The sequence below is a fragment of the Shinella sp. 20P9.1.1 genome (genome assembly GCF_057798995.1).
On sequence record NZ_JBYOLC010000005.1, the window covers coordinates 261,765 to 275,206 of the forward strand.

11 protein-coding genes are annotated in these 13,442 nt (G+C 62.8%); 5 read left to right on the forward strand and 6 right to left on the reverse strand.

Annotated elements, in window-relative coordinates; translation table 11 throughout:
- Window positions 1–92: 92 nt before the first annotated feature.
- Together AC27VQ_RS11295 and AC27VQ_RS11300 are read right to left on the reverse strand one after the other, a co-directional pair.
- Window positions 93–1,871: a TRAP transporter large permease gene (locus AC27VQ_RS11295; RefSeq protein WP_488716319.1), complete on the reverse strand. Its 1,779-nt coding sequence runs from the start codon at window positions 1,869–1,871 to the stop codon at window positions 93–95.
- The gene (locus AC27VQ_RS11300; protein WP_298100509.1) at window positions 1,868–2,440 is read right to left on the reverse strand and encodes a TRAP transporter small permease subunit; all 573 of its coding nucleotides are present in this window, start codon (window positions 2,438–2,440) and stop codon (window positions 1,868–1,870) included. Before AC27VQ_RS11300 ends, AC27VQ_RS11295 begins: the two co-directional genes overlap by 4 nt.
- Before the next feature lie 248 nt (window positions 2,441–2,688).
- On the opposite strand from AC27VQ_RS11300, the gene AC27VQ_RS11305 reads away from it, so the two are divergent.
- Window positions 2,689–3,615, forward strand: a complete 927-nt coding sequence (locus AC27VQ_RS11305; protein WP_488716320.1) for a Gfo/Idh/MocA family protein — start codon at window positions 2,689–2,691, stop codon at window positions 3,613–3,615.
- Between the two features lie 42 nt (window positions 3,616–3,657).
- On the opposite strand, the gene AC27VQ_RS11310 is transcribed toward AC27VQ_RS11305, so the two are convergent.
- From AC27VQ_RS11310 to AC27VQ_RS11325, 4 genes are all read right to left on the reverse strand, one after another.
- Window positions 3,658–4,950 (reverse strand): MFS transporter, encoded by a 1,293-nt coding sequence (locus AC27VQ_RS11310; protein ID WP_488716321.1) that lies wholly within the window; start codon window positions 4,948–4,950, stop codon window positions 3,658–3,660.
- A gap of 70 nt (window positions 4,951–5,020) precedes the next feature.
- Complete coding sequence (locus AC27VQ_RS11315; RefSeq protein WP_488716322.1) at window positions 5,021–5,422, reverse strand: MarR family winged helix-turn-helix transcriptional regulator; 402 nt, start codon at window positions 5,420–5,422, stop codon at window positions 5,021–5,023.
- Between the two features lie 57 nt (window positions 5,423–5,479).
- The gene (locus AC27VQ_RS11320; RefSeq protein ID WP_488716323.1) at window positions 5,480–5,929 is read right to left on the reverse strand and encodes a DNA polymerase III subunit chi; all 450 of its coding nucleotides are present in this window, start codon (window positions 5,927–5,929) and stop codon (window positions 5,480–5,482) included.
- A gap of 7 nt (window positions 5,930–5,936) precedes the next feature.
- Window positions 5,937–7,427 (reverse strand): leucyl aminopeptidase, encoded by a 1,491-nt coding sequence (locus AC27VQ_RS11325; protein ID WP_488716324.1) that lies wholly within the window; start codon window positions 7,425–7,427, stop codon window positions 5,937–5,939.
- 262 nt (window positions 7,428–7,689) lie between these two features.
- Here AC27VQ_RS11325 and lptF point away from each other — a divergent pair, with 262 nt between their 5' ends.
- The 4 genes from lptF (at window position 7,690) to AC27VQ_RS11345 (ending at window position 13,362) form a co-directional block, all read left to right on the forward strand.
- The gene (gene lptF, locus AC27VQ_RS11330) at window positions 7,690–8,865 is read left to right on the forward strand and encodes an LPS export ABC transporter permease LptF (RefSeq protein WP_488716325.1); all 1,176 of its coding nucleotides are present in this window, start codon (window positions 7,690–7,692) and stop codon (window positions 8,863–8,865) included.
- Entirely contained in the window at window positions 8,862–9,944 is a 1,083-nt protein-coding gene (gene lptG, locus AC27VQ_RS11335) for an LPS export ABC transporter permease LptG (protein WP_488716326.1), read from the forward strand. The genes lptF and lptG overlap by 4 nt, the downstream gene beginning before the upstream one ends.
- Window positions 9,945–12,284 (forward strand): LPS-assembly protein LptD, encoded by a 2,340-nt coding sequence (locus AC27VQ_RS11340; protein ID WP_488716327.1) that lies wholly within the window; start codon window positions 9,945–9,947, stop codon window positions 12,282–12,284. It begins immediately after the preceding gene.
- Window positions 12,285–12,417: 133 nt separating this feature from the next.
- A complete protein-coding gene (locus AC27VQ_RS11345) occupies window positions 12,418–13,362 on the forward strand; it encodes a SurA N-terminal domain-containing protein (RefSeq protein ID WP_409530314.1) in 945 nt (314 codons plus the stop codon).
- Window positions 13,363–13,442: the final 80 nt, after the last annotated feature.

Genomic DNA, 13,442 nt, shown 5'->3' on the forward strand with positions numbered 1-13,442 from the left:
GAGCAGCGATGCTCCGGGTTTTTTGTTTGCCTCATGGCCAAAGAAAAAGGGGCCGGCGCGAGCCAGCCCCCTTTCAATTTCCTGGATAACCGTCAGTTGAAGGACGGCGGGCTCGACAGGTCGGTCGCAGGCTTCTCACCGCCACCCTCAGCCGGCTTCTCACCGCCATCAAGCGGATTGCCCGCGGGAAGCTGCAGGCCGCCCGGCAGTCCGAGGCCGCCACCGTTGTCGGGCAGCGTCAGACCGCCGCCATTGGTGCCGAAGCCGGGAACCTCGATCTTGATGGTCGCCGGATCGACGCCGCTGCCCTCGCCCTTGTAGTGCATGACCATGCCGGGGAAGAGGATGGTCAGGCCCACCATGACGATCTGGATGCAGACGAAGGGCACCGCGCCCCAATAGATTTGCCCCGTGGTCACGGGTTCCATCCGCTTGCCCGTCAGCTTGTCGAGATAGGGCACCTTGGCGGCGACCGAGCGCAGGTAGAACAGCGCGAAGCCGAAGGGCGGGTGCATGAAGCTCGTCTGCATGTTGATGCCGAGCAGCACGCCGAACCAGATGAGGTCGATGCCGAGCTTGTCGGCGGCGGGTGCGAGCAGCGGCACGATGATGAAGGCAAGCTCGAAGAAATCGAGGAAGAACGCCAGGAAGAACACCAGCAGGTTCACCGCGATCAGGAAGCCCGTTTCGCCGCCCGGCAGCGAAACCAGCAGGTGCTCGACCCACAGGTGCCCGTTCACGCCGTAGAACGTCAGCGAGAAGACGCGGGCGCCGATGAGGATGAACAGCACGAAGGCCGACAGGCGCGTCGTGGCCGTCAGCGCCGAGCGGATGACGTCCATCGTCAGCCGACCCTTGGCGGCGGCCATGATGAGCGCGCCGACCGCGCCCATGGCGCCGCCTTCCGTCGGCGTCGCGATGCCGAGGAAGATCGTGCCTAGCACCAGGAAGATCAATGCCAGCGGCGGGATCAGAACGATGATGACCTGCTGGGCGAGCCGCGACATCATGTTGATGTTAAGCGTCTTGTCGGCCAGCGCCACGACATAGATGAAGATGACGCCGACGGTCGCGCCGAGGATATCGGCATTCTCGCCATGCGTCGGCGAGAGATAGACATGAGCGGCATAAGCGATGCCGGCTGCCACCGCGAGCGCGATGAACAGTGACGTCACGCCCGAGCCGAGCGACCGCGCTTCCAGTGGCAGGGCCGGCATGGAGTTCGGCCGGATGATCGACATGACCAGCACATAGCCCATGTAGAGGCCGGTCAGGACCAGGCCGGGGATCAGCGCGCCGGCATACATGTCGCCGACCGAGCGGCCGAGCTGGTCGGCGAGCACGATGAGGACGAGCGACGGCGGGATGATCTGGGCAAGTGTGCCCGAGGCGGCAATGACGCCGGATGCAAGCGAGCGGTCATAGCCGTAGCGCAGCATGATCGGCAGCGAGATGAGGCCCATGGCGATGACCGAGGCGGCGACGACGCCCGTCGTGGCCGCCAGCAGCGCGCCGACGAAGATGACCGCATAGGCAAGGCCGCCGCGGATAGGCCCGAAGAGCTGGCCGATCGTATCGAGCAGGTCCTCGGCCATGCCGGATCGTTCGAGCACGATCCCCATGAAGGTGAAGAAGGGAATGGCGAGCAAAGTGTCGTTCGACATCACCCCCCAGAGCCGTTCCGGCATCGCATTCAGCAGCGGCCAGGAAAGATTGATCGAATCGGAGAGCGGCGCGAGTTCCACGCCGATGATGAAGAAGAGCAGACCGTTGGCCGCAAGTGAGAATGCCACGGGATAGCCCAGCAGCAGGAACACGATCAGCGACACGAACATGATCGGCGCGAGGTTTTCGGCAATGAACTCGATCATGCGCCCTTCTCCTCCGCTGCGGTATCAAGCGGCGCATGCGTCGGCACATAGGGCGTGGGGTCCTCCATGTCGCCGCGCATGATGGCGAGCTTCTTGATGATCTCCGACACGCCTTGAAAGGCGAGCAGCACGAAGCCGGCAAGCAGGATGGCCTTGGCCGGCCAGACGATGAGGCCGCCGGCGCTGGAAGAGCCCTCGCCCGAGCGATAGGACATCAGCACATAGGGCACGAGGAAATAGACCATCAGCAGCACGAAGGGCATCAGGAACAGCAGATGGCCGAGCAGATCGATCCAGTGCTGCACCCGGCGGGAAAACTTGCCGTAAACGACGTCGATCCGGATATGCTCGTTCTGCGCCAGCGTATAGGCGGCGGCGAGCATGAAGGCGCCGCCGAACAGATACCATTGCGCCTCCAGCCAGGCGTTGGACGATATGTTGAAAACCTTTCGGATGACGGCATTTCCGGCGCTGACAAGCACGGCGACCAGGATCAGCCAGCCAACGGCCTTCCCGATATTTTCCGTGATCGTGTCGATCAGCCGGCTGAAAACCAGCAGCGTCTTCATGATAACTCCTCCCCGCCCGGCGTGTTCTTGCTTTGGTGCCAAGCATGGCCAGAGTGCCGATTTCAGGGTTCGTTTCAAGTCCGAAGCCCCGTTTTCCCGAGCTGAGAGCCCGCCTTAGACGAAAGGCGAAGACGGCTTTTGGTCAGATGCACAAAGGATAGGCAGAGCCACATGAAAACACGCCCTTGCCGCCGCGAACGGTTCTGCTAAAACACCGCCTAAATCATCATACAAATGAGGGTGAAGACATGTCCCCGATCAATCTCGCAATCGTCGGCGTCGGCAAGATCGTGCGCGACCAGCATCTTCCGGCCGTCGCCAAGAACAGCGATTACAAGCTGATCGCCGCCGCCAGCCGTCACGGCGTTGTCGATGGTATCGACAATTTCAAGTCGATCGACGAGATGCTGGCGGCTGTTCCCGCCATTGAGGCCGTCTCGCTCTGCATGCCGCCGCAATACCGCTACGAAGCTGCCGAGAAGGCGCTTTCGGCCGGCAAACATGTCTTCCTCGAAAAGCCGCCGGGCGCCACGCTGTCGGAGGTCGCCGATCTCGAGGCGCTGGCCGCCTCCAAGGGCCTGTCGCTGTTTGCCAGCTGGCATTCGCGTTATGCGCCGGCCGTGGAAGCGGCAAAGAGCTTCATCGCCGGAACGACGCTGCGCTCCATGCAGGTGAACTGGAAGGAAGATGTGCGCCACTGGCACCCGAACCAGGAATGGATCTGGCAGGCGGGCGGGCTTGGCGTGTTCGATCCGGGCATCAATGCGCTCTCCATCGTCACCCACATCCTGCCGCGCCCGGCTTTCATCACGGCCGCGACGCTGGAGTTCCCGGAAAACCGCGACGCGCCGATCGCCGCATCGATGACCTTCTCGGACGCGAAAGGTCTCGACCTCAAGGCCGAGTTCGACTGGCGCCAGACGGGCAAGCAGAGCTGGGATATCGTGGCGCAGACGGATGCCGGCGAGATGGTGCTGTCCGAGGGCGGCGCAAAGCTCTCGATCGACGGCAAGCTGGTGCATGACGAGCCTGAGCAGGAATATCCGATGCTCTACAAGCGTTTCGCCGAGATCGTGAAGGCTGGAAAATCCGACGTCGATCTCGCGCCGCTGCGCCACGTCGCCGACGCTTTCATGCTCGGCCGGCGCAAATTCGTCGACGCCTTCCACGACTGAGAAAAGGCCCGCTTCGAGCGGGCCTTTTCATGTCCGCCATCCTCAGGCCCGCGCGGCGACCGGGGCCGGGCCCGGCCGCTTGAGCAGCATGACCGAGAGCGCAGCGAGGATGCAAGCGAGACCGGCGATCTGCAGCGCCGGCATATAGGTATCGAAGTCGCTCTTCAGGTAGCCGGCGCCGAAGGCAGCGGTGGCGGCCCCCAGCTGGTGGCCCGCAAAGACCCAGCCGAAGACCATCCCGGCCTTTTCGCGGCCGAAATTCTCGGCGGCAAGCTTGACGGTTGGCGGCACCGTCGCGACCCAGTCGAGGCCGTAGAAAACGGCGAAGACCGAAAGCTCCACGAAGCTAAAGCCGGAAAGGGACAGATAGAGCAGCGACAGGCCGCGCAGGCCGTAGAACCAGAACAGCAGGACACGATTGTCATAGCGGTCGGAAAGCCAGCCGGCGAAGACCGTGCCGAGGAAATCGAAGACGCCGATGACCGCGAGCGTGCCGGCCGCCGTCACCGCCGCCATGCCGAAATCGCCGCAGATCGAGATCCAGTGCGTCTGGATCAGGCCGTTGGTGGAAAGGCCGCAGACGAAGAACGTGCCGAACAGAACCCAGAAAACGGCATTGCCGGAAACGCTTCTCAGCGTGACGAGCGGGGCGAGCAGTGTCGCGCCAAGGCTGTGATCCTGCTTCGGCGGCCTGACGATCGCCGTCTCGCCATAGGCCGGCAGGCCGACATCGGCGGGGTAGTCGCGCATCAGCAGCAGGACGAGCACCATGGCGGTGGCGATGACCGCGACGGAAAGCGCCAGCGCTGTGCGCCAGCCATAGGCTTCCGTCAGTGCAGCGAGCAGCGGCAGGAAGACGAGCTGGCCGGTGGCGTTGCTGGCCGTCATCAGGCCGACGACGAGGCCGCGGCGCTTGGAAAACCAGCGGGTGGCGACGGTGGCGCCGAGCACCAGGGCCGTCATGCCCGTGCCGACGCCGATGACGACGCCCCAGAGCAGAAGAAGCTGCCAGACCTCGGTCATGAAGAACGAGGCGACGATGCCGCCCATGATGAGCGCCAGCGCCGTGCCCACTACCTGGCGGATACCGAAATGGTTCATGAAGGCGGCGGCAAACGGCCCCAGCAGGCCGAAGAGCACGAGCCGCACCGCCATGGCGGAGGAGATGTCGGCGATGTCCCAGCCGAACTCCTGATGCAGCGGCTGGATCATCACGCCGGCCGAGCCCATGGCGCCGGCCGTTGCCAGCATGGTCAGGAAGGTGGTCGCGGCGACCACCCAGCCGTAGTGCAGATTGCGCCCCGCCATCCACTTGGCAACGCTTGTAGAAACCATGGTGAAGTCCCTTTTCGTGAACGCCGCTTCGCGGCGGATTTTGCGGGTAGATACCCCTATATGCGCAAAATTAGAGAGCCGCGAGCAGCTCCCGCAGCCGGTCGGCGCCCTCAGGACCGAGCCGGGCTTCGATCTTGTCCTGCACGGAATCCCAGAGCGGCGCCCCTTCCCTCAGCACCGCATGCCCCGCCTCGCTCACCGTCAACGTCGCCTCGCGCTGGTCCTTGCCGGGGCGGATGTCCACCAGTCCCATGCGCTCCAGCACCTTGGCATTGCGGCCGACCGTCGAGCGGTCAAGTTCGACGCGCACGCCGAGATCCGTCAGCGAGACCGGCGCCATACGGTTGATGTTCCTGAGCAGACTGAACTGGGCGATGTTGATGCCAAGCGGCGCCAGCGCCTCGTCATAATAGGACGAGACCTTTCGCGACGCCTTGCGCAGCACGATGCAGTGGCAGATATCCTTGTTCATTTTTCCGGGTATATACCCACGAATGCCTTTGCGCAAGACCGGGGGATTCCAAAACGGTCACGCCTTCTTCATCCAGCGCCCGTCGCTGTTCTGCTGCCAATAGGTGAGCTGGTGCCCCTCGCCTTTCAGCCGCTTCCAATGCTCACGCGCCGTCTCGACTTCCGCCTGGTCGTAACCGTCGAACATGAAGATCACGCGGTCATAGGCATCGAGCGGCGGCGGCTCGGCGCCGGCAACGAGGAAACGCACGGTCGCGGCATTGGCATTGTCGGGCGCCGTCGTCAAAAGCACCGGTTGTTCGGCCGCAAAATCCTGCTCATCCGTGCCGTGCGGCAGAAAGCTGTCCTCGCGGAAGGTCCACAAGTGCGCATCCAGCGCATCGCGCCGCTCCGCATCCCCCGTCTGCACGACGACGCGCCAGCCGCGCTCCAGGCTCTTGTCGAGCAAAGGCGGCAGCGCGTCTTCGAGCTTCGATTCGGTCAGGTGGTAGAAGAGGACTTCGCTCACCCTCTCCTCACCCTTCGTAATTCGCGCGCACCAGCTCGTCGAGCAGGCGCACGCCGAAGCCGGAGGCCCAGGACTGGTTGATCTCGTCGGTCGGCGAGCCGATGGCGGTGCCGGCGATGTCGAGATGCGCCCAGGGCGTGTCTTTGACGAAACGGTGCAGGAACTGCGCGGCGGTGATGGAGCCGGCGTAACGGCCGCCGGTGTTCTTCATGTCGGCGAACTTGCTGTCGATCATCTTGTCGTATTCGCGACCGAGCGGCAGGCGCCACAGGCGCTCGTTGGTGGCGAGACCGGCGGCGGTCAGGCGGCCGGCCAGCGTGTCGTCGTTGGAGAACAGGCCGGCATGATGGCTGCCGAGCGCGACCATCACAGCCCCCGTCAGCGTCGCGAGGTTCACCATGAACTGCGGCTTGAAGGTCTCGTTGCAGTACCAGAGCGCATCGCACAGCACGAGGCGGCCTTCAGCGTCCGTGTTGATGACCTCGATCGTCTGGCCGGACATGGATTTGACGATGTCGCCGGGACGCTGGGCGTTGCCGTCGGGCATGTTTTCCACAAGGCCGAGAATGCCGACGACATTGGCCTTGGCCTTGCGGGCGGCGAGCGTGTGCATGAGGCCGATGACGGCGGCGGCACCGCCCATGTCGCCCTTCATGTCCTCCATCCCGGCTGCCTGCTTGATGGAAATGCCGCCCGAATCGAAGACGACGCCCTTGCCGATGAAGGCGATCGGGCGGTCCTTCTCCTTGCCGCCCTTCCACTGCATGACCGCCAGGCGCGGCGGCCGCACGGAGCCCTGCGCAACGCCGAGAAGGGCGGCCATGCCGAGCTTCTTCATCTCGCGCTCGGTGAGGATATCCACCTCGACGCCGAGCTTTTCCAGCGCCTTGGCCTTGTCGGCGAATTCGACCGGGCCGAGCACGTTGGACGGTTCGTTGACGAGGTTGCGAGCGAGAATCACGCCCTCGGCCACCGCGTCGGAGATGTCGTTCGCCTTTTTGGCGGCATTTGCATGGGCGGTGACGAGCGTGACCTTCACGGCCTTTCCGCTCTTTGCCTCCTCGTCGTCGGCCTTCTTCGTCTTGTAGGTATCGAAGCTATAAGCTCCGAGTTGCATGCCGAGCGCGAAGTCGGCGGCGTTCTGCGCGGTGACGGTGACACCCGGTGCATCGAGATAGATCGTCGCCTTTTCCGAGCCGCGGATTTTTGCGGCTGCGGCGCCACCGGCCTTCAGCCAGTCATGCGCCGTCAGCTTATCCGCCTCGCCGAGGCCGAGCACGAGGATACGGTCGGCGGAAGCGCCATGCGGCGCAAGCACATCGAGCGACTTCAGGGCCTTGCCGGTGAATTTCGCCACGCCGGCGGCACGGGTCACCGCCCCCTCAGGATCGACATCGTCGACAGAGGCCGCCGTCTGGCCAGCAACCTGCAGGAGGATCGCAAGGCCGCCCGCCGCGCGCGCCGACTTTGCAAAACCGATATCGAAGGTGGAAGCCATGAATTTACTCCGCATGGGGGCCGTTCGGCCTATGAGCGCTCTTGTGAAGACCGCAAATCGCATCAATTCCTTGTCGCTTTTGCGGCGCTTGGCAAGATACGCAACCTTGTTTACAGATGGTTAAGCATGCTTGTTCGCCATAAATTTTCCTTGCCGGCGGAAGATCTTCGCTATGGCATCAGCCTCAAGAAAGCTTATATGGCCATGCAGTTGCGACGGGCGTCATGAACCGGAGCCGCTTGTCGAAAACGCGGACCAAACGATGAAATTGATCGAGCGCTATATCCTGCGGCGGGCGTCGCTCATGTTCGTCGCCACGCTCGTGCCCCTGCTCGGCATCGTCTGGGTGACGCAGGCCTTGACGAATATCAACCTCGTCACCGACAGCGGCCAGTCGACCTTCGCCTTTCTGAAGCTCGCCACCCTCATCCTGCCCTCGGTCGTGCCGATCATCCTGCCTTTCGCGCTGATCATCGGCGTGGCGCAGACGCTCACTGTCATGAATTCCGATTCGGAGCTGACGGTGCTGAACTCCGCCGGCAGTTCGCGCATGACCATCATCCGACCGGTGATGATCCTCGCCGTGGCAATGAGCTTCGTGTCCTTTGCCGTCGACAATTTCGTCGAGCCCTATTCGCGCACCGCGGTGCGCAAGATGATCGCAACGGCGCATGCCGACATGCTGTCTGCCGTCGTGCAGGAAAACACCTTCCGCAAGATCACCGACGGCCTCTATGTGCAGGTTGCGCAGCGCCGCAACGGCGGCGTGCTGATGGGGCTTTTCGTGGCCGATACGCGCGACCCGCGCTTCGAGATGGTCTACTATGCCCGCGAGGGCGCGGTGGATGAAAACAGCTCGGCGCTGGTCATGAAGGACGGCGAGGTGCATCGCAAGCTGCCGGACGGAAATGTCTCGATCATCAAGTTCGATTCCTATGCCTTCGACCTTGCCGACCTGACGCAGAGCGCCGGCGCCTCGAATGTCCGCGCCAAGGATCGCGACCTGCCCTACCTGTTCAATCCAGATCCTGATGATCCTTATTACAAAAAGGACCCGGGCTCGTTCACCGCCGAGCTGCATCGCCGCTTCACGGAATGGCTGTTCCCCGCGGTCTTCGGCCTCATCGCGCTCGTCGTCAGCGCGGATGCGCGATCGCATCGCGAAGCGCGCATGCATCCAATGATCACAGCACTCCTGACCGCGCTGTTCGTCCGCTGGGCAAGCTTCTACGCTTCCAACAATGCGGACGGCTCGTTCGTCTTCGTCATCATCATGTATATGATTCCGATCGGCACGGCGGCGCTCGCGATCCACCATCTCGGGCGCAACAAGACGCTCGAACTGCCCGTCACCTTCGGCGAGCGGCTGACGGATCTGCGGGACCGTCTGCTTGCGCGCTTCGGCAGAACCAGTTCGGACGGGAGTAGCACGCCATGATCCCGACCCTCGGCCGTTACTTCTTTCGTCGCTACGCCATCACCACATTCTGGTTCCTGCTCGGCATCTTCTCGCTGATCTTCATCATCGATTTCAGCGAGATGTCGAATCGCGTCGGCGCGCTGCCGGGCTACACGCTGACCAGCGGGCTCCTCGTGACGGCGCTGCGCATTCCAACGATCCTAATGCAGACGGTGCCCTTCGTCGCGCTGTTCGCCGGCATGGCCGCCCTCATCTCGCTCAACCGCCGCTACGAACTCGTCGTCACGCGCGCGGCCGGTATTTCGGTCTGGCAGTTCCTGCGCCCCTTCGTCATCGGCGCCTTCCTGTTCGGTGTGCTCGCGGTTCTGGCGATCAATCCGATTGCGGCTTGGGGATCCAAGAAGGCGCTGGAGCTGGAATCCGGCTGGAGCGCCACCAATGCGTCGCGTCCGGAAAACAGCATTCCATGGCTGCGCCAAATCTATAAGGGCGACCAGTCGATCATCGGAGCGAAGGCGGTTCTCGATAACGGAACACGTCTCGTAAACGTCACAGTCATCCACTTCGACGAGGAGAACAGGATCGTGCTTCGCCAGGATGCCGATTCGGCGACCTTGGAAGATGGTTACTGGCTGCTTAAGAATGTCCACGAGACCCGCAACGGAGAATTGCCAGTCCGCCTCGATGAGGTACAGCTTCGTACCAACCTGAAACGGGAATTCGTTTCGGAAAGCCTTGAAAAGCCTGAATCCATTCCGTTTTTCAGCCTCAGCCGGAAGATAGAGGTGGCAAAATCCTTCGGTTTCCCCACCGACGCCATGGAAACGCAGTTCCACTCGATGCTCTCGCTGCCGCTTCTCCTGGTTGCGATGACGCTGATCGCGGCCTGTGTATCATTGAAATTTAGCCGGTTTAATCAATCGAGTGCGGTGATTCTGGGTGGCATCCTTTCCGGCTTCATGCTTTATGTCGTCACCGTGCTTGTGAAGGCATTCGGAAGCAGCGGTGTTGTTCCTCCGTTCGTTGCGGCCTGGCTCCCAGTGGTCGTCGCAATGTCGTTGGGTGCGACCATACTACTGCATCAGGAGGACGGCTAAGTGGCGGCAGGTGACCGCAAAACGAACAGGTGGTTGAAAGCCGCCCTGCTTGCAGGTGCGGCCATGTGCACCATCGTGTCCGCTTCCGCCCTCCCCGCGCAGGCCCAGTCGCCCGACATCGGCGCGATGGAACCCAAGCTGCCGGAAGATGCCAAGCTGCTGCTTGCAGCCAATGAACTCGTATACAACAATGACAGCGACAAGGTGATCGCCCGCGGCGCGGTGCAGATCAACTATGGCGGCTACAAGCTCGTCGCCCGCCAGGTCGAATACGACCAAAAGACCGGGCGCCTGCGCGCCGTCGGCAATATCGAGCTGATCGAACCGACCGGCAACCGCATCTACGGCGACGAGATGGACCTGTCGGACGATTTCGCCAACGGCTTCATCAATGCCCTGCGCATCGAGACCACCGACCTCACCAAGCTGGCGGCAACCAGCGGCGAGCGCGTCAACGGCGAGGAACTGATCCTCAATCACGCCGTCTATACCGCCTGCACGCCCTGCGCCACGAACCCGACCCATCGCTCGCTGTGGGAAATCAAGGCCGAGCGCGTCGTCCAGAACGGCCGCACGCACACGATCCGCCTCGAAAAGGCGCGCTTCGAGATGTTCGGCAAGCCGATCGCCTATATTCCCGTGCTGGAAATGCCGGACTATACGGTGAAGCGGAAAACCGGTTTCCTCTTCCCGAAATTTGGCTATGCGCAGAAGCTCGGGCTCGGCATCACGACGCCCTACTATTTCGCGATCGCGCCGGATATGGACGCGACCTTCTCCCCGACCGTTCTAACGCGTCAGGGTTTCCTTGCCGAAGTCGAATTCCGCAAGCGCTTTCACAACGGCCTCGTCACGCTTAGGGCCGCCGGCATCGACCAGTGGAACCCCAACGCCTTCGATCCCAACACGAGCGACAGGGAAGAAGACGGCTTCCGCGGCATGGTGGCCTCCGAAGGCCAGTTCAAGATCAATCCCCGCTGGGCTTTCGGCTGGGATGTGATGCTGCAGGGCGACAACAATTTTTCACGCACCTATGAACTCGACGGCCTCAAGGATCGCATCCATACGAACCAGGGCTACCTGACGGGTCTCGGCCGCCGCAACAGCTTCGACCTGCGCGCGTTCTATTTCGACGTGCAGGACGCCGATCCCGACAGCAAGCTGGAACGCCAGCAGGCGATCGCCCAGACGCTGGATCACGAATATATCGTGCCGCAGTCCGTGCTGGGCGGGGAGCTCAGCATCACGACGAACATCACCAACGTCCAGCGCGACTTGGCCGATTCCTATTCGCTCGGTACCAGCGACCGTTTCCGCGGCCTGGAAGGCGGCGTGACACGCCTGACGAGCGAGCTGGAGTGGAAGCGCCAGTTCATCGTGCCCGGCGGTCTTGTGCTCACGCCGCTCCTGGCCGCACGTGGCGATGCCTATCGCCTCGACATGATCGACCCCGGCGCGGCCTATGGCGGGACCTACAACACGGATGACCACGCAACCCGCACCATGCTGACGGCGGGTCTTGAAGCGCGCTACCCGATCCTGGCGACGACGGAAAACAGCACGCACCTCTTCGAGCCGATCGCACAGATATACGCCCGGCCGGACGAGGACTTCGCCGGCGGCCTGCCGAACGAGGATTCGCAGAGCTTCGTTTTCGATGCGACCAATCTCTTCGAGCGCGACAAGTTCTCGGGCTTCGACAGGGTCGAAGGCGGCACGCGCGCCAATCTCGGCATGCGCTATACCGGCACCTTCGACAACGGCCTGCGCCTACGCAGCATCGTCGGCCAGTCGTTCCATCTTGGCGGCGTGAACTCCTTCGCCAGCAACGACCTTGTCAATGCCGGCGCCAATTCCGGTCTGGAAACCGATGCATCCGACTATGTCGGCATGGCGGGCATCGACTTGCCGAACGGGCTTTCGATCGCCTCCAGTGCGCGGCTCGACAAGGACGATCTGTCGCTGCGTCGCTCCGATACGTCGCTGCGCTTCGACGGCGCGCGCTTCGAAACCGAGATCACCTATACGCGCATCGCCGCGCAGCCGAGCTATGGCCTGGCCAAGAATGCCAGCGAAATCCAGACGGCGGCCGCCTTCAAGTTCCGCGATTACTGGTCGGTGTTCGGGTCGCTGACCTATGACATCAACAACCAGAACCTGACGCGGAACGGCGTCGGCTTCTCCTATGACGACCGCGATACCGTGTTCTCGATCGTCTACGAGCAGACACGCGACAAGTCGAACTCGACAGCGAACGACTGGTCGATCGGCGCGCGCCTGATGTTCCGCACGCTCGGCGACATCAGTGTCGGCGATACGACACTTACGGGCTTCGAGTAAGCACCGCGCTGCTCTTGTCATCGTTTGGCCGCATGGTTTATGCACATCGGGGAGAAAGGCTCGCCGGCAACGGTTGTGCGCCCTGCAAGGCGCGCCCCGGCGAGCGCAGAATGGCTTTGGGAAAGGGACTGGCATGATGGGCAGGCAATCTCTGGTGCGTTCCATGATGATGGGCGTGGCACTCGCTGCGGCCGTGACGATCGTGGCCCCCGCCGGCACCGTTCAGGCGGCCGGCAGCACCGTGGTCGCGGTCGTCAACAATTCGCCGGTCACCTCCGGCGACGTCGAGCGCCGCGCCGCCTTCCTGCGCCTGCAGCGCGCCAAGGGCAATCTGCGCGCCATGGCCCGCGAGCAGATGATCGACGACACGCTGAAGCGCGCGGAAATCCTGCGCCTCAAGGCCTCCGTCAGCCAGGCCGAGGTGGACGCGTCCTATGCGCGTTTTGCCTCGACGAACAAGATGACACTCAAGCAGCTCGGCCAGGTCCTCGACCAGGCCGGCGTCGGCTCGGACCATTTCAAGCAGTATATCGCCCTGCAGATGAGCTGGCCGCGCGTCGTCAACGCCCGCTATGGCAATGGCGGCACCAACGCCAAGTCGCTGGTGGAGCGCATGCAGGAAAACGGCGGCAAGAAGCCGGTCACCACGGAATATTTTCTCAAGCAGGTCATCTTCGTCGTGCCGGAAAAGCGCCGCAACGCCATTCTCGGCAAGCGCAAGTCCGAAGCGGAAGCCTCGCGCTCGAAATTCCCGGGTTGCGACCAGGCCAAGATTTTCGCCGCGACGATGCATGACGTCTCGATCCGCGATCTCGGCCGCGTGCTCGCACCGCAATTGCCCGAGGACTGGAAGCCGCTGATCGAAAAGGCGAGCGGCCAGACGACCGGTACGCGCGTCACGGAACGCGGCGTCGAATATCTCGCGATATGCAAGAAGCGCGAAGTCAACGACGACGTGGCCGCCGAAATGGTCTTCCGCGCCGAGGACCTTGCCAATTCCAAGGGTAATGAAGGCGACGAGAACAGCAAGAAGTACATCGCCGAGCTGCGCAAGAAAGCAACGATCACCGATCGTTGATCGCAGGTTCGGCGTGGCGTCTCGGCGCCTTGCCGGACAGGCTCAGGCTCTCCTGCCCCGCCGGCGGGGCACGTCTCCAA